The organism is Mesorhizobium sp. WSM4809, from assembly GCF_055811655.1.
Genome location: NZ_JBVVQW010000001.1, coordinates 418,566 through 442,182 on the forward strand (window position 1 = coordinate 418,566; position 23,617 = coordinate 442,182).

The window sequence follows — 23,617 nt, forward strand, 5'->3', positions numbered from 1 at the left end:
GTGTTCAGGTGGCCGGCTTTTCCGGTATCGGCGATACAGGCGCTCCGGGTCCGATCTTCTGCAGATTGCCCGTGATCACCTGGTCGCCCTCGGCGACGCCGCTGAGGATGGCGACCTGACCGCCGCTCGTCGGTCCGAGCGAAACCAGCCGCTGGTCGACCGTGTTGTCCTTGCCGACGACATAGAGATATTTGCCGAGCTGGCTCGAGCCCAGCGCCGTCTGCGGCACCATCAGCGCGTCGGCCTGCTCTCTCACATGCAGCCGGACACGAACATATTGGCCGGGCAGCAGCGTGAACTTGCCGTTACCGATCGTTGCGCGCGCCGTGATCGTGCCGGTCGAGCGGTCGACCGAATTGTCGATGAAGGTAAGCTCGCCCTTCTGGCTGGCCTCGGTCTGGCCGGGGAGCAGCACCTCCACTTCGATCGGGCCGTTCGCACGGGCTTGCTCGATCTCGGCCAGATCCGTCTCGCTCGGGTTGAAGGTGACGTAGATCGGATCGAGTTGCACCAGCGTGTTGAGCACGGTGCCGGCAACGCTGACCAGCGTTCCGACCGAAGCCTGGTTGCGGCCGAGACGCCCGGCAAACGGCGCCCGGATTTCGGCGTAGCTCAGATTGAGCTCTGCCGTGCGGACCGCCGCTTGGTTGACCGCCAGCGACGCCTGTGCCTCGCGCAAGGTGCTGGTGCGCTGGTCGAAGCCGTCCTTGGCGAGGTAGCCGCTCTTGGCGAGCTCGGTGCCGCGACCGAGGTTGGAGCGGGCATAGTCGAGCGTCGCCGTATCGCGCTGCACTTGCGCCTTGGCCTGGTCGAGAGCCGCCTGGAAGTCGTCAGGCGAGATTTTGTAGAGAAGGTCGCCTTGCCGGACGTCGACGCCGTCGGCTGCGGTCTGCTCCTGCAGATAGCCCGGAATCCTGGCCTGCAAGGTGATGCTGCGGATCGGTTCCGTCCGCGCGGCATAGTCCAGGTAGATCGGGATCGTCTTCTTGACGACACTAACCACCGGCACCGGCATGACGAATGCCGCCGGAGCAGGCGTCGCCGCGGCCGTGCCGGCATTGAGGCTGAGGTTGCCCATGTCGAGCAGGTGGACGCTGGCCACCGAGATCGCTCCCAGCGCGACGGCCGTTCCCAACGCGATTTTCCATTTACGCATGATCAGTCTCCAATCTTATTCGGCCGCTTCCGCCAGGGGGCGCAAGGCGGGCTCAGTCGTTGGTTCATTGTCTTGAGAGGCGGGCTCGTCATTGCCGCGGCGTTCGCGCAGCTGTTCGATGACCGCGTAGAACACCGGCACGAACACCAGCGACAGGATGGTCGCCGCGACCATGCCGCCGAACACGGTGGTGCCGATCGACTGCCGGCTTGCCGCACCGGCGCCGGTCGCAAACATCAGCGGCAGCACGCCGAGGATGAAGGCGAAGGCCGTCATCAGGATCGGCCGCAGCCTGAGCCGTGCCGCCTCCATCGCCGCGTCGACGATGCTGAGGCCTTCTTCGCGCCGTCGCCTTGCGAACTCGACGATCAGGATCGCGTTCTTGGCCGCCAGGCCGATCAGCATGACGAAGCCTATCTGCGAGTAGACGTCGATCTGCATGCCACGCAGCAACAGGGCCACGAAGGCGCCGAACAGGGCCAGTGGCACCGCCAACAGCACCATGAACGGCATCGCCCAGCTCTCATACTGCATCGCCAGGATCAGGAAGACGAAGACGATGGCGAGGCCGAAGACGACGGACGCGATCGATCCTGCCTTGAGCTCCTGGAAGGTGATGCCGGTCCATTCGAAACCGAAATCCCTTGGCAGCGCAATGGCGGCGGCCCGTTCCATCGCGGCAACCGCCTGGCCCGAGGAAAAGCCGGGTGCGGCACCGCCATTGATCGAGGCCGAGGCATTGTTGTTGTAATGCGGCACGGTCTCCGGGCCGACGAAGGGCACGAGTTTGCCCAGCGTCGAGAGCGGCACCATGCCGCCGGAGGCATTGCGCACATAGAGCCGCGAAATGTCGGCGGCACCCGCACGTGCATCCTTGTCGGCCTGGATGGTCACCCGGAAGGTGCGGCCGAACAGGTTGAAGTCGTTGACGTAGAGCGAGCCGAGATAGATCTGCAGCGTGTTGAAGACATCGGGCAGATTGAGGCCGAGCAGCTTGGCCTTGCTGCGGTCGAGGTCGTAGTTGAACTGCGGCGTCGAGGTCGAGAATGGCGAGAACAGCTGCTGCGGGTTGATTTCCGGCTGCTTGCGCGCCTCGGCGATCACGGCTTGCGTCGCATCGTTGAGGGCTGAACTGCCGCGGCCGGTCAAATCCTCGACGACGAATTCGAAGCCGCCTGTGGTGCCGATACCCGGGATAGAGGGCGGATCGAAGCTCAGCGCGAAAGCTTCAGGGATCTGCATCAGCTTGCCGCGCACATCGGCGACGAGCTTCGACGCGCTCTGGTCGGGGCCGCGCTCCTCCCACGGCTTCAGGATGGCGAATTCGACCGCCGAATTCGACTGCGCCGCACTGGTCAGGAAATTCAGGCCGCTGATCGAGCCGACAATCTCGACGCCGGGCGTCGCCTGCAGGATGTCGCGCGCCTTCTGCGCCACCGCGTCGGTGCGTTCCAGCGACGCGCCGTCGGGCAACTGGATGACGACGAAGAAATAGCCCTGGTCCTCGACCGGAAGGAAGGTCGAGGGCAGGCGCTGCCAGACGAAGTAGGTGGCGACCAGGCCGGCCGCGAACAGGCCGAGCATGATCCAGCGCAAGCGGATGAGAATGCGTACGCCATTGGCGTAGGCGTGCGACAGCCTGTCGAAGCCGGTGTTGAACCAGCGGAACGGAGCGAACTGCGTCTCGCCGCGATGCCGCAGGAAGGCCGCGCTGAGCGCGGGACTGAGCGTCAGCGAGTTGAAGGCCGAGATGCCGACGGAAATCGCCACCGTCAGCGCGAACTGGTTGTAGAGCTTGCCGGAGACGCCGGGAATGAAGGCGACCGGCACGAACACCGCCATCAGCACCGCGGTGGTGGCGATGATCGGTCCGGTGACCTCGCGCATTGCGGCCTTGGTCGCCGCAAGCGGCTTGAGCCCGGCCTCCAGCTGTCGTTCGACATTCTCAACCACGACGATGGCGTCGTCGACGACGAGGCCGATCGCCAGCACCATGCCGAGCAGGGAGAGCATGTTGAGCGAGAAGCCGAGCATCTCCATGACGACCAGCGTCGCCACCAGCGACACCGGAATGGCGATGGTCGGGATGATCGTCGTGCGCCAGCTTTGCAGGAAGAGGAACACCACGGCGACGACCAGCACCAGCGCTTCGCCGAGCGTGATCAGCACGTCATGCATCGACGCCGAGACGAAGCGCGTCGTGTCGTAGTGCATTGCATAGGACACGCCCTTCGGGAAGCGGCCCGACAGCTCCTGCATCTTGTCTTTGACGCGCTGCTGCAGATCGAGCGCGTTGGAGCCGGGCATCTGGTAGACGGCGAGCACCACGGTCGGGTCCTTGCCGAAGAAGGCCGACGACGAATATTGCAGTGCGCCGAGCTCGATGCGGGCGACGTCGCGCAGCCTGACCAGCGAGCCGGTGTCGGTGTTGGCGCGCACGACGATGTCGCCGAATTCCTTTGGATCGCTCAACCGGCCGACGGCGTTGACCTGCATCTCGAAGGCGGTGCCGGCGGGTGCCGGCGATTGGCCGATCTTGCCGGCCGCCACCTGGACATTCTGCTCGGCGATGGCGTTCTGCACATCGACCGCGGTGATGCCGAGATTGGCGAGCTTGTCGGGATCGAGCCAGACGCGCATCGAATAGCGCCGCTCGCCGAAGATCTGCACATCGCCGACGCCGGGCAGGCGCTTCAGCGGATCGACCACCTGCAGATAGGCAAGGTTGCTCAGCGCCACCGGATCGACCGAACTGTCGGGCGAAGTCAGGTTGACGATGAGGACGAAGTTCGGGTTCTGCTTCTTGATCGTCACGCCGCCCTGGTTGACGATCGCCGGCAGCGACGAGGCGGCCTGCGAGACGCGGTTCTGCACGTCGACGGCGGCGGTGCTCAGCGAATAGCCGACATCGAAGGTGATGGTGATGGTCGAGGAGCCGTCATTGGAGCTCGTCGACGACATGTAGGTCATCCCCTGCACGCCGTTGATCTGCTGCTCCAGCGGCGTTGTCACCGTATCGGCCACCACTTGCGCGCTGGCGCCTGGATAGTGGGCGCTGACCACGACCTGCGGCGGCGTGATGTCGGGAAACTGCGAGACGGGCAGCAGGAAATAACAAATCGACCCGGCGAGCACCATGATGATGGCGATCGCCGAGGCGAAGATCGGACGGTGGATGAAAAAGTTTACCACGAGACGCAAGCCTCCCCGGCTGCTCTTGCCCGCCCGAAGGCGCTGGCGACGCTGGACAGTCTTTGACCGCGCTTGTCACCGAGGTCGTCCCGCGAATGCAGCAACGGCACCTCGTTGCGCTGCGCATCGGCAAGCGAGCGCAGCATCGTCTCGAAGGCGCGCGGGTCGACGCCATCGGCTCTCATGACCAGCCGGATCATCGGATCCCGGACGGCTTCATCTATGGTAAGATCGCGGCGCTGTGGCATTGGCCGGCTCCTTGTCTGTCGACTCGCAGCACGTGCTCGCGAACCGTTTTCATCTTTTCACCGGCCGAGGCCGCATGATTGGCAGTTTCTTGTCCCTCTCGTCGGCAGGGCCAGTTCACGGCCTTGTTATTGACGGTGGACGATATAGGTGTTACCAGTAAGTAACATTCTGGAAGTTACAGACCGGTAACACCCTAGTCAAGAGGTGGCCGAGGGTTTTTTGGAAACGAAAGGAGATCATGATGGCAGACGGCATCGTGGAGCGCTCTCGTCCCCGGGATCGGATCCTGGAGACGGCACGCGACATGTTCCACAAGCATGGCATCAAGGGTGTCGGCGTCGACGCCATCACCGAAGCTGCCGGCACGAACAAGATGACGCTCTATCGTCACTTCGAATCCAAGGACGAACTGATCGTCGAATGCCTGCGCGCCAATGCGGCCAAGGCCGGCGCTATGTGGGATGCGTTCGAGGCCGAATTTCCTGGTGACAAGCTTGCCCAGCTGCATGCCTGGGTTCGCAAGGCGGCTGCCATGCTCAATGCGGACGGGCGCGGCTGCGACATGGCCAACGCCGCCGCTGAGCTGACCGAGCCGGACCATCCGGCCAGGCTGGTGATCAAGGAGCTCAAGGAAGCCCAGCGCGAGCGCCTTGTGACGCTATGTCGGGATGCGGGCATCGGCCAGGCTGAACTGCTCGCCGATACGCTGTCGCTTCTGCTCGAGGGCGCGCGGGTTAGCGTGCAGACCGTAGGGTCGGAAGGTCCGAGCACGCAGTTCGTGCGCATGGCTGAAGGATTGATCGTTTCTTTCCGGGGCGCCGCCGCAGGTTGAGGTGACCTGTCGCCTGTCCATGTGCGCCATTCATCGCGTGATGACTGGGCGCGCTTTGGTGTCGCTGTGCCGCCATCCCTGTCGGCCAAACGAAAAAAGCCCGCTGCCGGGAGGAGGTGGCAGCGGGCTCGATTTTCGAATGTGGCGCGGGAGGAGGTGCACCCCATTCAGCGTCGGCATCGCATCTGGGAGGAGTAGATGGCCGACAACCAGAACCTACGAGTTGCCCAACGATTCGGCAACAAAGAAACTTGCATAGCTGCTGTGCAGATTTGCCGTGCCAATTATCGTACAAATCCGGAAACCCGGTTTAGCCAAGCCATTTCGCATTACTGCACCGGGACGTTTTCCCTGAAAATCAGCCGCGGTTCGATGAACTTCTTGGTCAGATAGGGCGCTGCCGACGCGATCGAGCCGAGCAGGCGAATAACCGACTGTTCCGCGATCAGCCGCGCATTCTGGTCGATGACGACATCGAGCAGGTCGTCGACGAGATGACCGCGCGTGTCCTTGGTCAGATCGTGGCAGATGAACACCGGCTTGCGGTTCGGCCTGGCCTCGCGGATCGCCTTTGCAACGCCCGAATGTCCAGCTCCAACGCAATAGATGCCAAGCAGTTCCGGCTCGTCGTGCAGCGCCTTCATGGTCTCGGTGTAGCTGGCATCGGGCTCGTCGTTGACCTCGACGGCGCTGCTGACGGTCAGATTCGGAAACTCCTCACTGAGCACCGAGCGGAAACCCATCTCGCGTTCCTCGTGGCCGCGATAGGAACGTGAGCCGACGACCATCGCCAGATGACCGGTGCGGCCGCCAAGGAAGCGTCCCATCAGCAGCGCCGCCGTTCGTCCCGCCACCCGGTTGTCGATGCCGACATAGGCCGCGCGCGGTGCCGCCGGAACATCGGACACCAGCGTCACCAGGCGCATGCCGGCATCGACGATGTCGCGCAGGATGTTGCGCGTACGCGGATGATCGACGGCGATCACGCCGACGCCATTGGCCCTGAGCGACAGGTTTTCGACAGCGCTCTGCAGCGCGTTCGGCGAGACACCGGCGAGGTTGTGGATCCGGCACGAGGCGACAAGCGGCAGGCGCGCGGCGTAGTCCTCGATATGCCCGGCGAGATCGCGCATGAAGGCATTGCTGCCGATCGGCAGCAGGAATTCAAGGTGGGCGGGCCGCGAGGGTAGCGTTACCTGATCGGCGACCGGCAGATAGCCGAGCTGCTTGGCCGCCTCCATGACGCGCTGGCGATTGGCCGCACTCGCACCCGGCCGGTTGTTGAGCACCCGGTCGACCGTTGCGGTCGATAGCCCGCAGCTACGAGCGATATCGGAGACAGTGGCTTTCATGCCGTAACCCACAGCCCGCAGTTGCGTGCGGTATCCGAAACTGTGGCTTTCATGCTGCAATCCTGTTCGCCATGCGATGGCGCGTCAGACAAGCGATGCGATAGAGGTGACGGGTGATTGACGCCCATCACTATTTTCAGTGCGATGGCTTGCCATCGGCGATGGCATCGCGGATCTCCTTGTCCGACATGCCGGTGATGATCCGTTCGACCTCCGCCACGCTGGTCTTCTTGGGGTCTATGTCGTCAGCAACCACCTTGCCGCGGCGCATGACGACGATGCGGTCGACCACCTGGAAGACATGGTGGATGTTGTGGGCGATGAAAATGCAGGAATGGCCGGAATCGCGGGCGTTGCGCACGAAGCTCAGCACACCCTGTGTTTCGGCGACGCCGAGATTGTTGGTCGGCTCGTCGAGGATGATCAGGTCGCTGTCGAAATGCATGGCGCGCGCGATCGCCACCGCCTGGCGCTCGCCGCCGGAGAGCGAGCCGATCGGCGTCGTCGGCGGGATGTTCTTCGAGATGCCGACCTGCTTGAGCAAGTCGCGAGCAACCGTGTTCATCGCATCCTGGTCCATCCGGTTGAGGAAGCGCGGCGGCTTGATCGGCTCGCGCCCGAGGAACAGATTGCGGGCGATCGACAGTTGCGTCACCAGCGCCGAGTCCTGGTAGATCGTCTCGATGCCGTGGGCGATGGCGTCGCTGGTGCTGCGCAGGCTCACCTTCTTGCCGCGAATGAAGATATCGCCGCTGGTGAGCGGAACGGCACCCGAGAGCACCTTGATCAGCGTCGACTTGCCGGCGCCATTGTCGCCGAGCAAGCCGACGATCTCCCGTTCATTGACATGGAAATTGGCATCCTCCAGCGCCTGCACGCGGCCATAGGACTTGCGGATGCTCGTCATGCGGATCAGTGGCTCGGCCATGGTTCAAGTCCCCGCCTGGTGCCGGCGTTCCAGCCATGAATGCAGCGCCATCATGCCGAGGATGATGGCGCCGATGAAGATGTTGTAGGCAAGACCGGGCACGCCGATCAGCACGATGCCGTTGCGCATCACGCGCAGGATCAGGATGCCGAGCACGGTGCCGATGATCGTGCCGCGCCCGCCGGTCAGCGCGGTTCCGCCGATCACCACCATGGCGATGACTTCCAACTCATAGCCGGTACCGCTGTTGGGGTTGGCGGCGGAAGTGCGCAGCGAAGAGATGACGCCGGCAAGCGAGGCCATGACCGACGACAGCACGAACAGGCCGATCTTGACGCCGCTGACATTGACGCCGCGCGCCCTTGCAGCACTCGGGTTGCCGCCGGCCGCCTGGATCCAGTTGCCGGTGCGGCTTTGCGTCAGCACATAGCCGAGCCCGATCGCCGCGGCGATGAACCAGAACAGCGACATGTAGATGCGGAACGGGCCGATGAAGAAATCGCCGACCAGCACTTCCGCCAGCCAGCTGCCTTCCGCGGTCCAGGTGCGCTGCGGAAAACCATCGGTGACGAAAAGAGCGGTGCCGCGCACCACCAGCAGCATGCCGAGCGTCACCAGGAAGGACGGGATCTTGAGCTGCGTCACGAACCAGCCATTGACCAGCCCGATGAAGGCGGCGACCAGCAGCGCGGCGACAAAGCCGACCTCAAGGGAGGTCAGGCCGCTGTTGAACAGGGTCCACATCAAGACCGGCGAGAAGCCGAATAGGGAACCGACCGAGAGGTCGAACTCGCCCGACGTCATCAACAGCGTCATCGCCAGCGCGATCAGGCCGAGCTCGACTGTGAAGGCCAGCGTGTTGGAGATGTTCTGCGGCGACAGGAAGTCGTGGTTGAAACTCCAGAAAACGGCGATCTCGACGACGAGCAGCACGAAAGGGCCGAATTCCGGCCGTGCGATCAGGCGTTGGACGAGCGAATGATTTTCCACAGGCAATCCGCGACATGAGTGGAAGGCTGAGCGTTGCACATCGCGTGCGAAGGGCTCGGCGAAATGGAGAGCCAGTCGCGACCGTTGGGCGGCCGCGACTGCTAGGATTGGATATTACTTGCCGGACAGGATGTCATCGTAGATTTGCGCGGTGTCTTTTTCGTAGAGCGCGCCGGTGATGACGTTGAAGCCCGGAGGAATGCCGCCGGCGGCCATATTGGCCAGCGAAAGCGCGACATAGCTGGTCGCCTGCGGGTCCTGCCACTGGCCGGCATTGACATAGCCGTTCAGCACTTCCTGGGTGGTGTCGAGCGAATTGCCCCAGCCGACGACCGGGATTTCGCCCGGCTTGATGCCGACCTGGTCGAACACCCGCTTGATCGAGCCGGTGACGAGATCGCCCAGGCCGATGATCGCCTTGACCTTGGCCTTGTTGGCCGTGAGGTAGTCGACCATGCGGTTGATCACTTCAGCCTGATCAAGCGTGGCTTCCGTGATTTCATAGGTGATGCCGAGCGGCTCGAAGACGCTCTTGATGCCTTCTTCTTCCTGCACGCCATAGGTGGCGCCGGGGATTTCGACCGGCATCCAGACGAAGTCGCCTTTCTTCACCAGGCCTTTGTCGACCAGATACTGCGCCCAATGCTTGCCGAAGGTGACATTGTCGCCGCCGACATAGGCGTTGAAGTCGGCTTTCGGATCAGGCGTGTTGAAATTGATGATCGGCACTTTCGCCGCACGCGCTTCCTTGACGATCTCGATCAGGCTGCCCGGATCGGGGCTCGTCGTGACGATACCATCGGCCTTGGCGGAGAGGGCGGCGCGAACCGCTTCCTGCTGCGAGGCGACATCGCCATTGTGGAACGAGGTGTTGACGGTGTTGCCGGTGTCCTTGGCCCATTGCTTGGCGCCGGCCAGGAAATAGGTCCAGACCGGATCGGCCGGACCGCCGTGCGAAATCCAGTAGAACGTCTTGGCCTGTGCCGCTGCTGGTACCACCATCAGCGCCACCAACAGGCCGTATAGAACGAGTCTTAGCCGTGTCAGCATTTGATTTCCTCCCGTTTGTAGATCGTCAGTTCAAAATCCGTCCCTTGTTCCGCGTCTTTTTGCCAGCGCCGGTTGAATGCGTCAGAGCATCCCCTTTTTCGACGGATGGCAAGCCTCCATCTGCCAAGCCTCCATCTGCAGGTGTAGTGGGCGTCTGACGGGGCGTCATCAGCGGTCCCATCAGATTGCATCAGTTGAGGTGATTTTCCGACTGTCTGATAATTGGCGTGATTGCTTCGGGTCGCGCGAACGCGGCCTGCGCCGACAAGGGTCACGCCGGCGACCATCCTACGCCCACGGGGCCAGGTCCGCAGCGCTTGGCAGGGCGTCGACGACACCAGTTGCTAGATCAGATCGGCTCTGGCCAGCTCCCGCATCAGATGGCTGGCGCCATAGGTCCAGTGCGGGCAGTCCGGCGACAGCTGCACGCGGTTGACCAGCGCGCCGAATTTTTCCGACGAGATGGTGACGATGTCGCCGACCTTGTGGGTAAATCCCTTGCCCTTCTCGCCGCGATCCTTGGACGGAACGAACATGGTGCCGAGATAGAGCGCCAGCCCGTCCGGATACTGGTGGTGCGGCCCCATGGCCGCGGCGACCAGTTCCTCCGGCGAGCGGCTGATCTCCGCCATCGAGCTTGCGCCCTCCAGCGAGAACCCGTCCTCGCCCTCGACTTTCAGGCGCACGACGGCGCGCTTGACGTCATCGATGGAGAATTTGTCGTCGAATAGGCGGATGAAGGGGCCGAGTGAGGCCGAGGCATTGTTGTCCTTGGCCTTGCCGAGCAGCAGCGCCGAACGCCCTTCGACGTCGCGCAGATTGACGTCGTTGCCGATGGTCGCGCCGACGATCCGGCCGCTGGAGGCGGCGATCATGGCGATCTCGGGTTCCGGATTATTCCAGGTCGACACCGGGTGCAGCCCGACATCGGCGCCGAAGCCCACCGAGGCCATCGGCTGGCACTTGGTGAAGATCTCGGCATCGGGGCCGATGCCCACTTCCAGATATTGCGACCAGGCGCCGCGCGAAATCAGCTTGGCCTTGATCTCCATCGCTTCGGGCGAACCGGGCTTCAGCTTCGACAGATCGTGGCCGATCAGTCCTGCGATGTCGGCGCGGATGGCATCGGCTTTTTCAGCCGAACCGCGCGCCTGTTCCTCGATCACCCGTTCCAGCAGGCTGACGACGAAGGTGACGCCCGATGCCTTGACCGCCTGCAGGTCGACCGGTGAGAGCAGGTAGGGTTTTGCTGGATCGCGCCCGGTCTCAAAACTGTTGGCGGCGATGTCATCGAGCGATCCGATCGGTCTGCCCTCGGCCGAGCGGACATGCGCAGCCGGGTCAGCCATCTCGCAAAGGTCGCGCATGGTTGGTGCCGCACGCAAGGTGATGTCGAAGACCGTGCCATCGCGCACCGCGACGACCAGCGGGTATGCGGCATCGCTGCTTCTGGCGCGTCCGACAAAAAGGCCCTCGGTGGGCAGGTGGGTCGGGTTCGTCATAGCGCTCTGTCCTCTGCGTGATCGACAATGTGGCGAAGTGATGGTCAATGTGGGCTGGCCGGATCGGCGCGGCACTTTCACCGGATTCCCGTCAAAGGTCTATCCCGTCGCAGACGATCGGAAACTCTGGGTCTCCGATCGTCTCGGCGGCAGTCCACAGACGAAAGCCAAGGCGCTCTTTCAAAATTGTGAAATTCTGACTAGGATTTTCACCAATCGCAGCGCATTCAGGTGACCTTTGGCGACAGCATTCTCCGATCCGATCTGGCGCAAGCCACAGACAGCTTCCACGTTTCAATCGCTTCCCAATGGCGAACGTGTCGATCTCGCCATCGTTGGCGGTGGCATCATGGGCTTGTCGACCGCCTTGCATGCCGCCCGGCTTGGCCTGTCGGTGCAGGTGCTGGACGCTGGCGAGATCGGCCAGGGCGCATCAGGCTTGAATGGCGGTCAGGTCATTCCCGGCCTGAAATACGATCCGGAATGGCTGCTGGAGCATTTTGGCCCGGAGCACGGCGAGGCGCTTGTCAATTTCGCGGCGTCGACCGCCGATGCGGTGTTCGAGCTGATCCGCGACGAGAAACTGGCGGTGCCGTTCGTTCGCAATGGCTGGATCCAGGCTGCGCACACCGAGGCCGCACTGAAGGCGGCGGTAAACCGTGATCGGCAATGGCGGGCGCGTGGTGCCGACGTCCGGTTGCTCGATGCGGCGGAGATCGCGGCCAAGACCGGTGCACAGGGTTATCTCGGCGGCTGGCTCGACCGCCGCGCCGGTGTGATCGATCCGCTCGCCTACACGTGGGAACTTGCTCGGGTCGCGACCGCGGCTGGAGTGAGGATAGCCGGACATCAGAAGGTGGTGCGGCTAGACAAAAGCGACGGCGTTTGGCGTGTTTCAACTGAAAACGGGGTGCAATTGCAGGCAAAGGCGGTCGTGCTGGCGACGAACGCCTACACGGACGGTCTGATCCCCGGTCTCGCCCAGACGATCGTGCCGCTGCATTCTTTCCAGATCGCTACAGCGCCGTTGCCGCCCAACCTGGCGGCCACGATCCTGCCGGAAGGACAGGCGGTGTCGGACTCCAGGCGCATCCTCGTCTACTACCGCAAGAGCGCCGACGGCCGGCTGGTGCTTGGCGGCCGGGGTCGCATGGCGCTGCCGACGAGCGCCGGCGACTGGGCGCATCTCGAGCGGGCGCTGCGGCGGCTCTATCCCGTGCTGTCCGGTGTCGCCATCGAGAAGCGCTGGTTCGGCCGCGTGGCGATGACGCCGGACCATCTGCCGCACATCCATGAGCCGGAGCAGGGCCTGCTGGCCGTGGCCGGCTGCCAGGGTCGTGGTGTCGGCCTGATGACCGCGCTTGGCGAGCGCATCGCCGGCTATCTCCAGAGTGGCGATGTCAGGCAATTGCCCTTCCCGGTCTCGCCGATCCGACCGATCCCGTTTCACGCCTTCCGCCAGGTTGGCGTCGCCGCGACCATCGCCTGGTACCGGCTGCTCGATGCGTTGGAGCGCTGACCAAAGCAATTCCTGTCAATGGGGTTCCGTTTGGGATTCCGCTTGACAGTTTCATGAATATGAAAAACTCTAAGATAATTTCAAATTTCCGATAGGCAGGTCGATGTCGGCCTTAGTTGCAACATCAGCGCCAGAGGCCCGGTCTTCTCAGGGCTTCCGGGTCGCCATGCTGCTGCCGGGCGCGCTGGTCACCTTCCTGCTGATCCTGTTTGCCCTCGGCCTCGTGCTTTTTCTCGCCTTCCGCGGCAATGACGGTTCGCTGCTCGGCGCCGGCTTCACCGTGGCGAATTTTGTCACCGTGGTGTCCGATCCGCTGTACTGGACGGTGACGCTGCGCTCGCTGATCATTGCCGCTCTGGTCACGCTGGCGACGGTCGTCACCGCTTATCCCGTCGCCTACTACCTCGCCTTCCACGCCGGCCGGCGGCGCGGCCTGCTGCTGTTTCTGGTGACGCTGCCATTCTGGACCAGCTATCTCCTGCGCGTCTTCGCCTGGAAGATCGTGCTCGCCTATAATGGCGTTTTGAACTCGGCGCTGATCGAAAGCGGTATCTGGTCCGAACCGACATTGGCCTTTCTCAACACGCCGGCGGCCGTCGTCGTCACGTTAGCGCACGCCTATGCGCCTTTCGCCATCCTGCCGATCTACGTGGCGCTGGACACCATCCCGAAATCGCTGATCGAGGCCGCTTCCGATCTCGGCGCGCGGCCCTTCACTTCCTTCCGCCGGGTCGTGCTGCCCAATTCGATGCCGGGCGTGCTGGCGGCAGCCCTTGTCGTCTTCGTGCCGACGGTCGGTGACTATGTCACGCCGGCGCTCGTCGGCGGCCCGGCCAGCACCATGATCGGCACGCTGATCCAGGCGCAGTTCGGCAAGGCCAATGACTGGCCGTTTGGCGCCGCACTCTCCGTCGCCGTCATGCTGGTCATCCTTGCCGTGGTGCTGGTCGCGCGTTTCGCCGACCGCAGATTTGGCAGCCGCACATGAGCGCTGCACGCACGCAGGGAGGCGGCCGCTGGCTCGGCGTCTACGTCATCGCCTATCTGGTCTTTCTCTATCTGCCGGTGCTGCTGATCCCGCTGTTTTCCTTCAACAACTCGATCCAGGCAGCGTTTCCGCTGCAAGGCTTCACCTTACAATGGTACGCGACACTGTTCGGCAATTCGGCGCTGACCGGTGCACTCTTGAACAGCCTCGTCATCGGCGCCATTGCCGCCACGGGCGCGACGCTGTGCGGCATCACCGTATCCTACATGGACCTCTACGGCCGCTCGCCGCTGGCCGCCACCATCAGCGCCATCGCAAGGCTCCCGATCCTGATCCCCGGCGTCATTGTCGGCATATCGCTGCTGATCCTCATCAACCTCATTGGTCTGGGGCCATCGCGCATTGCCATCGTTCTCGGCCACATATTGGTCGCGCTGCCGACGACCGTGGTGATCATGCGCAGCCGCTTCGCCGCCATCCCGAAAACCATTCGCGAGGCGGCGCTCGATCTCGGCGCCTCCGACTGGACGACGTTCCGGCGGGTCATGCTGCCGCTCAGCCTGCCGGCCATCATTTCGGCCTTCATGCTGGCCTTCCTGATCTCCTTCGACGAATTCATCGTTGTCTTCTTCCTCGCCGGCACCGAGCCGACGCTGCCGCTCTACATCTGGAGCCAGCTGCGTTTTCCAAAGTCGCTGCCGACGGTGATGGCGCTGGGCACTTCGATCCTGGCTGTGTCCTTCATCATCGCTGCAGCAGCTGAAATCCTGCGCCATCGCGGCTTGTCCGCCACGGCGCCAAAGCCCGCGGATCCATCACAACCAAAACAAACCAAGAGAGGAGAACTGCAATGGCATTCGACCTGAAATCGATCTCTGCAAAGACTGTTTGCGCTGGATTGACGGCGTTCGCGCTGGCGCTGTCGTCGACCGTCGCTTTCGCCGGCGACAAGCTGCAATATTTCACCTGGTCGGGCTACGAACTGCCCGATTTCAACAAGAGCTTCCTCGCCGCGCATCCCGATGGCGTCGAGGCCTCCATCTTCGGTGACGACGATGACGCCTTCACCAAGGTCAAGGCCGGCTTCCGCCCCGACATCGCGCATCCCTGTTATGACAAGGTGGCGCGCTGGAACAAGGAAGGCCTGCTGCAGCCGATCGACACCAAGCGCATCAAGAACTGGGATTCGATCTTCCCGGTGTTCAAGAACCTGCCCGACCTGCAGGCCGGCGACGGCAAGGTCTGGATGGTGCCATGGGACTGGGGCAACACCTCGATCCTCTACCGCACCGATCTGGTGAAGAACCCGGAAGCGAGCTGGAACCTTTTGTGGGACAAGCAGTATGCCGGCCGCATGGCGACGATCGACGCGGTGCATGACACGCCTGTGGTGGCCGCGCTGCTCGCCGGCGTCAATCCGTTCGACATGACGCCGGAGCAAATGGACAAGGTGGCCGAGAAGCTGCGCGAGCAGCGCCCGCTGCTCTCCAACTACACCACCGACATGACCTCCGTCGAACAGGCGTTGGCCAGCGGCCAATTGGTCGCCGCCATGACCTGGAACGCGTCCGCCACGTCGCTGAAGAAGCAGGGCGTGCCGGTCGAGTTCATGAAGCCGAAGGAGGGCATGCTGACCTGGGCCTGCGGCTTCGTCATGCTCAAGGACGCCAAGAATGTCGATCTTGCCTATGACTTCATCAACAGCCGGCTGGATGCCGACTCCGGCAAATACCTGATCCAGGCCTATGGTTACGGCAGCTCGCTGAGCTCCGCCTTCGCCACCGTGCCGAAGGCGGAATTGGAGAAATTGCAGCTGCCATCCGATCCCGAGGTGTTGCTGAAGACCACCATCTTCACCGGGCCGATGAAACAGAATGACGACCTCGCCAAGATGTTCGAAAAGGTCAAGGCAGGCGGGTGAGTTGAGGCCTGCCTTCTCCCCTTGTGGGAGAAGGTGGATCGGCGCGCAGCGCCGAGACGGATGAGGGGTGCGTGGCGGATCGCCGTCGTCGCCAAGCTGGAGCACCCCTCATCCGTCGCCTGCGGCGACACCTTCTCCCACAAGGGGAGAAGGGGGAGCTTATCGACGCTTCGCCGCGCTCCGATGGATAGACTGCAAACGAGGACGAATTGATGGACATGCTGGACGAACCGGCTGAGAAGCCGAAGGACGATGCCGATGTGCGGGTCGGCCGGCGCGTGCGGGCGCTGCGGCTGGAGCGCAATCTGTCGCTGGCCGATCTTGCTGCAAAAGCCGGGGTGTCGATCGGTGCGTTGAGCCAGATCGAGCGCGGCATGTCCTCGCTGCGCGTCAAGGTGATCTGGCCGCTCGCCGCTGCTCTCGACATAGAGCCGTCTGCGCTGATCGCAGACGGCAACGATGCCGTCAGCGATCTCTATTGTGTGCGTGCCGACAAGCGGCGGCAGATCCCGGTGAAATCGGAAGGCATTGCCAAGGCGCTGCTGTCGCCGCCGGGCGCGACGCTGACCGGCATGTTGGTGACGGTGGAAGCCAGTGGCGGCACGGCCGAAGCCTATGCCCATGCCGGCCATGAATTCGGCTTCGTGCTGGCCGGCGAGGTCGAACTGGTGGTGGATTCGACAAATTACGTGCTGAAGGCCGGCGACAGCTTTGCGTTCAAGAGCACGCTTTTGCATGCCTTCCGCAATCCCGGCGCCGAGCGTTGCCAGATCCTCTGGGTCAACACCACGAAGCCGTCCGAGGTTCGCGATGGCGCCTGATCCACTCGTGCGACTGCAGGCGGTCTCGAAGATTTTCCCTGGCGGCATCGTCGGGCTCGACGCCGTCGATCTCGACATTATCAGCGGCGAGTTTGTCACGCTGCTCGGGCCGTCGGGTTGCGGCAAGACCACCAGCCTGCGCGTCATCGCCGGTTTCGAAAGCCCGTCGAGCGGCAAGGTGTTGCTCGATGGTCGCGATATCACGGCCCTTCGGCCCTTCGACCGGCCGGTCAACACCGTGTTCCAGGATTATGCGCTGTTCCCGCACATGAATGTCGCCGAAAATGTCGGCTTCGGTCTGTCACTGCGCAAACTGTCTGGAGCCGAACAGGCAAAGCGCACCGGCGAAGCCCTCGACATGGTCGGTCTCGCCGACAAGCTTGGCGCCCGCGTCTCCGAACTGTCGGGCGGCCAGCGCCAGCGTGTCGCGCTGGCGCGTGCCATCGTCTGCGAACCACGCGTGCTCCTGCTCGACGAGCCGCTGTCGGCGCTCGATGCGCATCTGCGCGAGCAGATGCAGGTTGAACTGAAGCGGCTGCAGTCGCGGCTCGGCACCACCTTCGTCATGGTCACCCACGACCAGACCGAAGCGCTGTCGATCTCCGACCGCATCGTCGTCATGAACAAGGGCCGCATCGAGCAGATCGCGCCGCCGGCCACCCTTTACGACCGGCCCGCCACGAAGTTTGTGGCGAGCTTCATCGGCACCATGAATCTCCTGCAATCACGGTTTGTCGGCCGCGATGGCGGTCGCTTGCGTTTCACCGCTGGCACCTTGCCGCTGGAGGCCATCGCTGAAACGGGCCAGTCACCCGGGCAAGGCGAGATGCGCACCATTGGCGTGCGCCCGGAGGATCTGCTGGCGGCCACCGAAGCTGCGCCCGGCACCGCACCGGCGCGCGTCAACAGCATCGTCTTTCACGGCCGCACGCTGCGCCTGCATGCCGAACTCGGGCAGGGCGCCCCTGTTGTCATCGATGCACCGCGCCAGGCCGAGGGTTCCCAATTCAGCGTCGGAGACGTGGCGCATATCAGCCTGCGCCGTGGTGCCAACTGCCCGGTGCTACCAGGTTAGTTTCAGCTACGTTAAAAACCGAAGCATCCGTTCGCGCCGCTCCGTGGCTACAAGCACTACGCCGATTGGGCGACCAACTTCGAGGTCAAGGGCATCATCGGCTACGGGCCGTCGTCGCCCTGACTATGTGGACCTGTCAGCCGGCTGTGAACAAAAGACCATGGAACTAAGTAGGATTGACTCGCCGGGGAATATATTCCTAGTTTGGCCGATGCCGGAATTGAGCAGCCGACCGCGCCGAAATGTGCAGACCCTGTGCCTTGCGCACGAAGTCGGGCAACTCATTCGTGTTCGATGCCGGCACTGCAACATCACTCGGCACTATCTGCCCGGCGATCTCGCAAAGCTTGTGGGGGATATTCCCTTTTGGGACGTCGAACGGCATATGCGGTGCGAGCGCTGCAAGCTTCGCGAGCTTGATGCCAGCATTATTTTGCCGAGCGCCGCTGAACGCTTGAAAATTCGGGTCAGGCGCCTTGTCGAAATCCGCATGGTTCGCCGGGTGATCTGGCGAGACGACGATTAAGAAAGCGGCTGATTAGTCGATCCTGCGGCCTAGAACAGAGACCCTTGAGTTGGCACCTGCTGCGGAAACTTGATCTGCGTGGCGGGCTTCTCAACAATCACCAATGCATCGTCCGGCGCTGTCTGCTGCAAATGCCTCGCTTCTGCCCACGGCGCTATAAGCCAGGCCTGGGCATCTTCCGGCGTGGTCAGGATCACGGGCATAGCCTTCTCATGGATCGGCGCGATGACGGCGTTAGGCTTGGTTGTCATGAAGGCAAATAGCTCGAAGTCGCCAGGACCATCCTTGACCTTTCTAACGCCTTGCCAACGGGTCCAGAAACCAGCGAAGAAGAACAGCGGCCGGCTCTCGTCACGCGCAAACCAATAATTGCGCTGGATGCCTGTGTCTGGGTCTTTGTCGTTCGGGGTAGGGCTGGGTTCGGCAAAGCTGGTCACCGGCACGACGCATCTGTGCTCGACGCCGACATAGTGCTGCCAGTGCGAATATTGCGGATTGCGCACGTTGGTAGTGCCGTAGTCCGCCTTGCCTTTTATGCGTTCAGGTGGCGTTGGCAAACCCCAAAGCAGTTTCGCCAGCTCACGCTCCCCATCCGCCGTGTTGCGAACGACTAGGCCAGGCTGATTGGGATAGACGTCAAGCGAAGGCTCAAGGTTGCCGCTGACGTCGCGCATTGTGTGTGTCCATTGGCGGACCGCCTCTTGCGTCGTGGTAATATTGTAGAGGTTGCACATTCACCTAGAATTGCGGAATTGGCTTGTGTCCGCAACCGGATGTGCGGGAGCGCGATCTGCACGACATTATCATCCTGACATGGCTTGTCAGCTACGACGCGGCCCGACGATGGCAGGGCAGTAAGCTGTTCCCTACTTGCAGTGCGTCTGAACAGGAGGAACACAAATGACCATCGCGGAAATTGCCAAGGATTTCACCGAGCTGCTCAAGCAGGGCGATAACGAAGCTGCTGCCGAGAAGTACAATGCCGATGATATCGTCAGTCTCGAAGCCATGGCGGGGCCAATGGCCATCTCCCATGGCAAGGAGGCTCTCAGGCAGAAGGGCCAGTGGTGGCAGGAGAACAACGAAGTGCATGGCGGCTCGGTCGAGGGCCCCTATGTCAACGGAGACCAGTTCGCGGTGCGCTTCAAGTTCGACATCACGCCCAAGGCCACCGGCGAGCGCGTCACCATGGATGAAGTTGGCCTCTACACGGTCAAGAACGGCAAGATCACCGAAGAGCGCTTCTATTATTGAGGCGGAAATGCCACCGGGAGACTGCTCTCTTCGCTGCCGGGTTGAAAACAAGCATGACGGCCAAGACAACGTCCTGGCCGTCATGTGGGAAGATCAGATCGTCTTCACATACTGCGCAAGCTGATCGGCCACCGTGCCCCAGCCGTCGAAGAAACCCATCTCTTCATGGTTGTTGCGGGTCGCCTCGTCGCGATGGATGGCGGTGGCGGTGTAGCGCGTGCCCTTGCCGTCCGGCTGCAAGGAAATGACAGCGGTGATGAAGGGTTCTCCTGACGGCCGGTAACCCGGCAACAATGCATCCGTCCACACCAGCCGCTCGTTCGGCACGATTTCGAGATAGCAGCAATGGCGGTCGTTGACCTCGGTTCCGTCGGGCGACTGCATGCGCGTGCGGAACAGCCCGCCCGGCCTGAGGTCGATCTCGCAGTCGGTGATCATCCAAGGCTTCGGCGTGAACCATTGCTTGACGTGCTCCGGCGTCGTCAAGGCGCGCCACAGCAATTCGCGCGGCGCATCGATGACGCGCTCCAGCACGAGGTCCAGCCTGGGATCCGGCTTGAGGGGATAGATCATTTTTCTGTCTCCTTGAGGGTCATCACATAGGCGTCGAACTGGTCGAGGCGGCGCTCCCAAAGCGTGCGCTGTTCGGCCAGCCAGTTTTCGGCGAGTTTCAGCGGCTCAGGTGCCAGCTGATAGGTCCTGACCCGGCCGGTCTTTTGCGAGTGCACCAGCCCGCAGCCTTCCAAAATCTTGAGATGTTCGATGAAGGACGGCAGCGCCATCTTGAAAGGCTGCGCGAGTTCGCTGACCGAGGCGGGACTGCGGTTCAGCCGCTCGACAACGCGGCGTCGCGTCGGGTCGGCAAGAGCGCGAAAGATGCCGTCGATCGGTGGAGGGCTCGGAGTTGGGGTCTGGAGGCTTGTCATTGATTGGTCCTGAGGCGCTGTCAAAACACTTAGGAAAATTCCTTAGTGTTGGCAAGGGCAAAACCGAAGGCCTGCCGGGGCAGCGCTGGCAAAGCGCGCAGAGCGTCCTTAATCTGCGGTCAGATTCGAAATCCGAAGGGCCACTGTTTTGACGATCACCATGTACGGCATCACCACCTGCGACACGGTCAGGAAGGCACGGGTTTGGCTGGATGGCCATGACGTGGCCTACCGGTTTCACGATTTCAGGGCAGAGGGACTGGACGCGAAGCGGCTCGATGGCTGGGTTGGCAAGGTCGGCTGGGAAAAGTTGCTCAACAGGGGTAGCACCACGTTTCGCGAGCTGCCGGACAACGACAAGCAGAGCCTCGACGAAAAGAAGGCCAAGGCGCTGATGCTGGCCAAGCCGACCGTGATCAAGCGACCGGTGCTGGAGGTTGGGGATCGGATTCTGGTGGGGTTCAAGGCTGATGTTTATGAGGCGGTGGTGAAGTAGGGCAGCGCATACACCTCACTTCGTCATCCTATGGCGAAGCAAGGAGCGGAGCGACGCAGCGCAGACCATAGGATCCATGCCGTGATCTATCCGTGTTGCAACGGTGCAGATTCTGCTCCGCTGCGCCTTTCGACTGAGGTCGCGGCATGGATCCTCGGGTCAAGCCCGAAGATGACGAAGGTCTGGCTAACGATGGCTAATTGTGAGCGCTTGCGCTGAGATACCCCGCCAGCGCCACCGCATTGTTATGCGCTTCATCATGCGCGCCATAGAGCAGCGTCACCTTGCCGTGGCTGATCAAGCCTCGCAATTCACTCACCGCCTCGCCGTTCCCGTCCAGCTCAGCACGATACCGCTCCTGAAACTCCGGCCAGCGCGCCGGCGCATGGCCGAACCACTTTCGCAGGTCGTCGCTCGGTGCGATGTCCTTCAACCACAGCGTCAGCGCAGCGTCTTCCTTGCTGACACCGCGCGGCCAGATGCGGTCGACCAGAACCCGCTGCCCGTCATCGGGCGCGGGTGGCTCGTAGATACGCTTGACCGCCAGGTCGAAGGCCATCGCACCCTCCGTACGGTCAAGCCCATTCACCCTTGCGCATGACGGGCACGCGGGCGCCGTCCTTGTGGACACCATCGATGTCGATCTTGTCCGAACCGATCATCCAGTCGATGTGGATGAAGCTCTTGTTGCCGCCGCGCGCCGCGATCTCGTCCTGGCTGAGCGAGGCGCCGTCGACGAAGCACTTCGAATAGCACTGGCCGAGCGCGATATGGCAGGCGGCGTTCTCGTCGAACAGCGTGTTGAAGAACAACAGCCCGCTTGCCGAGATCGGCGAGGAATGCGGCACCAGCGCCACTTCGCCGAGGCGGCGCGCGCCCTCATCTGTATCGAGCACCTTCTTCAGCACATCCTCGCCCTTCGATCCCTTGGCCTCGACGATCCTGCCTTCTTCGAAACGCACCGAAATGTCGTCGATCAGCGTGCCCTGGTAGGACAGCGGCTTGGTCGAGGAGACATGACCCTCGACCCGCCTTGCATGCGGCGTGGTGAAGACCTCCTCGGTCGGGATGTTGGGATTGCAGGTGATGCCGTTCTTGGCGGTCGAGGCGCCGCCCATCCATTCATGGCCGTCCGCCAGCCCAACGGTCAGGTCGGTGCCCGGTCCGGTGAAATGCAGCGCGTGGAAATTATGGCCATTGAGCCATTCGGTGCGGCTGCGAAGCGCCGCGTTGTGCGCCTTCCAATTGCCGATCGGGTCCTCAACATCGACCCGCGAAGCGGCGAAGATGGCATCGGCGAGCTTCACCACCGCAACATCGTCGGCATCGCCGGGGAAGACCTGTTTGGCCCAGGCGAGGTCCGGATAGGCGACGATGTTCCAGTTGATGTCGAAGCCGGTGATCTTTTCCAGCGCCGGCTGGTAGGCCATCGAATTCGCCTTGTTGGCGCGCGCCACTTTCGCCGGATCCTGTGCGGAGAGCAGCGACGGATCCTCGCCGCGCACGGCAAGCCTGGCCGCATTGTTGGAAAAGGCCTTCGCCATGCCTTCATAGAGCCAGCCGGCGGCGCGGTCGAAGCTCGCATCGGCACCGAAGCGGTAGCGGGCCAGCGTCATCTCATCATCGTTGAAGATCGGCGTCACCAGCCCGGCGCCGGCCTTGTAGGCATGCTCGACGATCCGCCTGGTCAGCGGCAGTGCCGCGATGGACGACGTCAGCACCAGATCCTGCCCCGGCTGCAATTGCAGTCCGACCTTGATGGCGACTTCCGCCAGCCTGTCGAGCTTCACCGGGTCGATCGATGCGGAAACGCCGCGCGAATGTGTGGTCATGATCCTGCCTGTCGTAGTTTGATGTCCGACCCTACATAGCTCGGTGCCTCCGTCCTTTCCACCGCGATCGCGCCGGCGGGTTCTGGGTTTACGGACCCGAACCGCGCCATGGTTGCCTCGATCTCTTCCCTGATCCAGAGCTTGAAATCACGGACCTTACGGCTTTCCGCCTTGGTGCTGGAGGTCACCAGCCAATAGCCGAGCCCGCTCTGGGCGCGGATTCCGAAAGGCGCCACCAGCCGCCCGTCGGCCAGCGCGTCGGCGGCGAGCAATTGCCAGCCCAGCATCACGCCATGACCGGCAATCGCCGATTCCAGGCACAGCATCGGGTCGGTGAAACGCGCACCCTTGAGGAAGGCAACAGGCGGAACGCCTGCTGTCTCGAACCAGCTTTCCCAGTTGATCATTGCCCGCTCGTCGGTGATCGCGCAGGTCTGGGCAAGGTCCTCGATCGACTTCAGTTTTTGGGCGATCGCCGGCGCGCAGACCGGGAAGACTTCCTGCGCCAAGAGCAGTTCCGCCCGCCCGCCAGGCCATTTGCCGTCGCCAAGCCGGATGGCGATGTCGATGTCCGAGTGATCGAGATTGGCCAGCCGCACCGAAGCGTCGATGCGCAGCAGCACGTTGGGATGTCGGTCGAAGTGGCGAGATAGCCTGGGCAACAGCCACTTCGAGGCAAAGGCCGGCGCCACCGAAACCACCAATGTGCATTGCGTAGCCTCGTCGGCCAGCGCCACGGCCTGGGCAAGCTCACGAAATCCAGCACCGAGGCGGGTCGCGAAAACGGCGCCGAATTCGGTCAGCACCAGACCGCTCGCCGTTCGCTCGAACAGCGCCTGGCCGAGCTGTTTTTCGGTACGGCTGATCTGCTGGCTGACGGCGCTGACGGAAACGTTGAGTTCACCGGCCGCCGCCGCCAGTGATCCGAGACGGGCAACGGTTTCGACGGCGCGGAGGCCGTTGAGATGGACGCGGTTGAGCATGGCCATTGAGTTTTTCTAAACTGAT

General features: G+C 62.8%; 24 protein-coding genes. 10 read left to right on the forward strand and 14 right to left on the reverse strand.

Features of this window, described 5'->3' with window-relative positions; translation table 11 throughout:
- Positions 1-4: 4 nt before the first annotated feature.
- The 3 genes from AC0L24_RS01780 to AC0L24_RS01790 are packed head-to-tail and all read right to left on the reverse strand — an operon-like array spanning position 5 to position 4,596.
- Positions 5-1,156 (reverse strand): efflux RND transporter periplasmic adaptor subunit, encoded by a 1,152-nt coding sequence (locus AC0L24_RS01780; protein WP_127320305.1) that lies wholly within the window; start codon positions 1,154-1,156, stop codon positions 5-7.
- A gap of 15 nt (positions 1,157-1,171) precedes the next feature.
- Entirely contained in the window at positions 1,172-4,348 is a 3,177-nt protein-coding gene (locus tag AC0L24_RS01785; RefSeq protein ID WP_127270244.1) for an efflux RND transporter permease subunit, read from the reverse strand.
- Positions 4,342-4,596, reverse strand: a complete 255-nt coding sequence (locus AC0L24_RS01790) for a hypothetical protein (RefSeq protein ID WP_127270242.1) — start codon at positions 4,594-4,596, stop codon at positions 4,342-4,344. The genes AC0L24_RS01785 and AC0L24_RS01790 overlap by 7 nt, the downstream gene beginning before the upstream one ends.
- Before the next feature lie 242 nt (positions 4,597-4,838).
- On the opposite strand from AC0L24_RS01790, the gene AC0L24_RS01795 reads away from it, so the two are divergent.
- The gene (locus AC0L24_RS01795) at positions 4,839-5,429 is read left to right on the forward strand and encodes a TetR/AcrR family transcriptional regulator (protein ID WP_127270239.1); all 591 of its coding nucleotides are present in this window, start codon (positions 4,839-4,841) and stop codon (positions 5,427-5,429) included.
- Positions 5,430-5,758: 329 nt separating this feature from the next.
- Here the strand turns inward: AC0L24_RS01795 and AC0L24_RS01800 are convergent, their stop codons facing one another.
- The 5 genes from AC0L24_RS01800 to AC0L24_RS01820 all read right to left on the reverse strand — a co-directional run bounded on the left by AC0L24_RS01800 (position 5,759) and on the right by AC0L24_RS01820 (position 11,251).
- Positions 5,759-6,781, reverse strand: a complete 1,023-nt coding sequence (locus tag AC0L24_RS01800; RefSeq protein WP_473563362.1) for a LacI family DNA-binding transcriptional regulator — start codon at positions 6,779-6,781, stop codon at positions 5,759-5,761.
- A gap of 136 nt (positions 6,782-6,917) precedes the next feature.
- Positions 6,918-7,709 carry an ATP-binding cassette domain-containing protein gene (locus tag AC0L24_RS01805; RefSeq protein ID WP_128363934.1) on the reverse strand — a complete coding sequence of 264 codons (792 nt, stop codon included), beginning with the start codon at positions 7,707-7,709 and terminating at the stop codon, positions 6,918-6,920.
- Positions 7,710-7,712: 3 nt separating this feature from the next.
- Complete coding sequence (locus AC0L24_RS01810; protein ID WP_127269325.1) at positions 7,713-8,699, reverse strand: ABC transporter permease; 987 nt, start codon at positions 8,697-8,699, stop codon at positions 7,713-7,715.
- Positions 8,700-8,813: 114 nt separating this feature from the next.
- Positions 8,814-9,749 (reverse strand): substrate-binding domain-containing protein, encoded by a 936-nt coding sequence (locus AC0L24_RS01815; protein WP_013532868.1) that lies wholly within the window; start codon positions 9,747-9,749, stop codon positions 8,814-8,816.
- A gap of 344 nt (positions 9,750-10,093) precedes the next feature.
- Positions 10,094-11,251, reverse strand: coding sequence for a fumarylacetoacetate hydrolase family protein (locus AC0L24_RS01820; RefSeq protein ID WP_127396915.1), 1,158 nt, complete (start codon positions 11,249-11,251; stop codon positions 10,094-10,096).
- A gap of 238 nt (positions 11,252-11,489) precedes the next feature.
- On the opposite strand from AC0L24_RS01820, the gene AC0L24_RS01825 reads away from it, so the two are divergent.
- The 7 genes from AC0L24_RS01825 to AC0L24_RS01855 all read left to right on the forward strand — a co-directional run bounded on the left by AC0L24_RS01825 (position 11,490) and on the right by AC0L24_RS01855 (position 18,101).
- Positions 11,490-12,770 (forward strand): NAD(P)/FAD-dependent oxidoreductase, encoded by a 1,281-nt coding sequence (locus tag AC0L24_RS01825; protein ID WP_127396841.1) that lies wholly within the window; start codon positions 11,490-11,492, stop codon positions 12,768-12,770.
- 103 nt (positions 12,771-12,873) lie between these two features.
- Entirely contained in the window at positions 12,874-13,758 is an 885-nt protein-coding gene (locus AC0L24_RS01830; RefSeq protein ID WP_127396840.1) for an ABC transporter permease, read from the forward strand.
- Positions 13,755-14,624 (forward strand): ABC transporter permease, encoded by an 870-nt coding sequence (locus AC0L24_RS01835; protein WP_127396839.1) that lies wholly within the window; start codon positions 13,755-13,757, stop codon positions 14,622-14,624. Before AC0L24_RS01830 ends, AC0L24_RS01835 begins: the two co-directional genes overlap by 4 nt.
- Positions 14,609-15,679 (forward strand): ABC transporter substrate-binding protein, encoded by a 1,071-nt coding sequence (locus AC0L24_RS01840; protein WP_127396838.1) that lies wholly within the window; start codon positions 14,609-14,611, stop codon positions 15,677-15,679. Before AC0L24_RS01835 ends, AC0L24_RS01840 begins: the two co-directional genes overlap by 16 nt.
- Positions 15,680-15,891: 212 nt before the next feature.
- Positions 15,892-16,500, forward strand: a complete 609-nt coding sequence (locus AC0L24_RS01845; protein WP_127328457.1) for a cupin domain-containing protein — start codon at positions 15,892-15,894, stop codon at positions 16,498-16,500.
- Positions 16,490-17,575 (forward strand): ABC transporter ATP-binding protein, encoded by a 1,086-nt coding sequence (locus AC0L24_RS01850; protein ID WP_127811038.1) that lies wholly within the window; start codon positions 16,490-16,492, stop codon positions 17,573-17,575. The genes AC0L24_RS01845 and AC0L24_RS01850 overlap by 11 nt, the downstream gene beginning before the upstream one ends.
- Positions 17,576-17,786: 211 nt before the next feature.
- The gene (locus AC0L24_RS01855; RefSeq protein ID WP_027036017.1) at positions 17,787-18,101 is read left to right on the forward strand and encodes a hypothetical protein; all 315 of its coding nucleotides are present in this window, start codon (positions 17,787-17,789) and stop codon (positions 18,099-18,101) included.
- Between the two features lie 29 nt (positions 18,102-18,130).
- Here AC0L24_RS01855 and AC0L24_RS01860 read toward each other — a convergent pair whose 3' ends face one another.
- Positions 18,131-18,835, reverse strand: coding sequence for an SOS response-associated peptidase (locus AC0L24_RS01860; RefSeq protein ID WP_473563364.1), 705 nt, complete (start codon positions 18,833-18,835; stop codon positions 18,131-18,133).
- A 166-nt stretch (positions 18,836-19,001) separates the two neighbouring features.
- Between AC0L24_RS01860 and AC0L24_RS01865 the strand changes: the two genes are divergently transcribed.
- On the forward strand, positions 19,002-19,355 hold the full coding sequence (locus AC0L24_RS01865; RefSeq protein ID WP_127261632.1) for a nuclear transport factor 2 family protein: 354 nt from the start codon (positions 19,002-19,004) through the stop codon (positions 19,353-19,355).
- A gap of 93 nt (positions 19,356-19,448) precedes the next feature.
- Here AC0L24_RS01865 and AC0L24_RS01870 read toward each other — a convergent pair whose 3' ends face one another.
- Entirely contained in the window at positions 19,449-19,928 is a 480-nt protein-coding gene (locus AC0L24_RS01870; protein WP_127397643.1) for an SRPBCC family protein, read from the reverse strand.
- A complete protein-coding gene (locus tag AC0L24_RS01875) occupies positions 19,925-20,281 on the reverse strand; it encodes an ArsR/SmtB family transcription factor (RefSeq protein WP_127397642.1) in 357 nt (118 codons plus the stop codon). The genes AC0L24_RS01870 and AC0L24_RS01875 overlap by 4 nt, the downstream gene beginning before the upstream one ends.
- Before the next feature lie 160 nt (positions 20,282-20,441).
- On the opposite strand from AC0L24_RS01875, the gene AC0L24_RS01880 reads away from it, so the two are divergent.
- Positions 20,442-20,777, forward strand: a complete 336-nt coding sequence (locus AC0L24_RS01880; protein ID WP_245481766.1) for an ArsC family reductase — start codon at positions 20,442-20,444, stop codon at positions 20,775-20,777.
- Positions 20,778-20,973: 196 nt separating this feature from the next.
- Here AC0L24_RS01880 and AC0L24_RS01885 read toward each other — a convergent pair whose 3' ends face one another.
- Genes AC0L24_RS01885 through AC0L24_RS01895 form a run of 3 tightly spaced genes read right to left on the reverse strand, consistent with a single transcriptional unit; the run spans position 20,974 to position 23,598 of the window.
- Entirely contained in the window at positions 20,974-21,336 is a 363-nt protein-coding gene (locus tag AC0L24_RS01885) for a DUF488 domain-containing protein (protein WP_127270292.1), read from the reverse strand.
- A gap of 16 nt (positions 21,337-21,352) precedes the next feature.
- A complete protein-coding gene (locus AC0L24_RS01890) occupies positions 21,353-22,609 on the reverse strand; it encodes an aminopeptidase (protein WP_473563365.1) in 1,257 nt (418 codons plus the stop codon).
- Positions 22,606-23,598: a LysR substrate-binding domain-containing protein gene (locus tag AC0L24_RS01895; RefSeq protein WP_127398657.1), complete on the reverse strand. Its 993-nt coding sequence runs from the start codon at positions 23,596-23,598 to the stop codon at positions 22,606-22,608. Before AC0L24_RS01895 ends, AC0L24_RS01890 begins: the two co-directional genes overlap by 4 nt.
- Between the last annotated feature and the right edge of the window lie 19 nt (positions 23,599-23,617).

Coding starts and splice junctions, on each gene's coding strand:
- AC0L24_RS01780 (WP_127320305.1), bottom strand. CDS start 1,156: ATGCGTAAATGGAAAATCGCGTTGGGAACGGCCGTCGCGCTGGGAGCG.
- AC0L24_RS01790 (WP_127270242.1), bottom strand. CDS start 4,596: ATGCCACAGCGCCGCGATCTTACCATAGATGAAGCCGTCCGGGATCCG.
- AC0L24_RS01795 (WP_127270239.1), top strand. CDS start 4,839: ATGGCAGACGGCATCGTGGAGCGCTCTCGTCCCCGGGATCGGATCCTG.
- AC0L24_RS01800 (WP_473563362.1), bottom strand. CDS start 6,781: ATGAAAGCCACTGTCTCCGATATCGCTCGTAGCTGCGGGCTATCGACC.
- AC0L24_RS01805 (WP_128363934.1), bottom strand. CDS start 7,709: ATGGCCGAGCCACTGATCCGCATGACGAGCATCCGCAAGTCCTATGGC.
- AC0L24_RS01815 (WP_013532868.1), bottom strand. CDS start 9,749: ATGCTGACACGGCTAAGACTCGTTCTATACGGCCTGTTGGTGGCGCTG.
- AC0L24_RS01820 (WP_127396915.1), bottom strand. CDS start 11,251: ATGACGAACCCGACCCACCTGCCCACCGAGGGCCTTTTTGTCGGACGC.
- AC0L24_RS01830 (WP_127396840.1), top strand. CDS start 12,874: ATGTCGGCCTTAGTTGCAACATCAGCGCCAGAGGCCCGGTCTTCTCAG.
- AC0L24_RS01835 (WP_127396839.1), top strand. CDS start 13,755: ATGAGCGCTGCACGCACGCAGGGAGGCGGCCGCTGGCTCGGCGTCTAC.
- AC0L24_RS01840 (WP_127396838.1), top strand. CDS start 14,609: ATGGCATTCGACCTGAAATCGATCTCTGCAAAGACTGTTTGCGCTGGA.
- AC0L24_RS01845 (WP_127328457.1), top strand. CDS start 15,892: ATGGACATGCTGGACGAACCGGCTGAGAAGCCGAAGGACGATGCCGAT.
- AC0L24_RS01850 (WP_127811038.1), top strand. CDS start 16,490: ATGGCGCCTGATCCACTCGTGCGACTGCAGGCGGTCTCGAAGATTTTC.
- AC0L24_RS01855 (WP_027036017.1), top strand. CDS start 17,787: ATGCCGGAATTGAGCAGCCGACCGCGCCGAAATGTGCAGACCCTGTGC.
- AC0L24_RS01860 (WP_473563364.1), bottom strand. CDS start 18,835: ATGTGCAACCTCTACAATATTACCACGACGCAAGAGGCGGTCCGCCAA.
- AC0L24_RS01865 (WP_127261632.1), top strand. CDS start 19,002: ATGACCATCGCGGAAATTGCCAAGGATTTCACCGAGCTGCTCAAGCAG.
- AC0L24_RS01870 (WP_127397643.1), bottom strand. CDS start 19,928: ATGATCTATCCCCTCAAGCCGGATCCCAGGCTGGACCTCGTGCTGGAG.
- AC0L24_RS01875 (WP_127397642.1), bottom strand. CDS start 20,281: ATGACAAGCCTCCAGACCCCAACTCCGAGCCCTCCACCGATCGACGGC.
- AC0L24_RS01880 (WP_245481766.1), top strand. CDS start 20,442: ATGTACGGCATCACCACCTGCGACACGGTCAGGAAGGCACGGGTTTGG.
- AC0L24_RS01885 (WP_127270292.1), bottom strand. CDS start 21,336: ATGGCCTTCGACCTGGCGGTCAAGCGTATCTACGAGCCACCCGCGCCC.
- AC0L24_RS01890 (WP_473563365.1), bottom strand. CDS start 22,609: ATGACCACACATTCGCGCGGCGTTTCCGCATCGATCGACCCGGTGAAG.
- AC0L24_RS01895 (WP_127398657.1), bottom strand. CDS start 23,598: ATGGCCATGCTCAACCGCGTCCATCTCAACGGCCTCCGCGCCGTCGAA.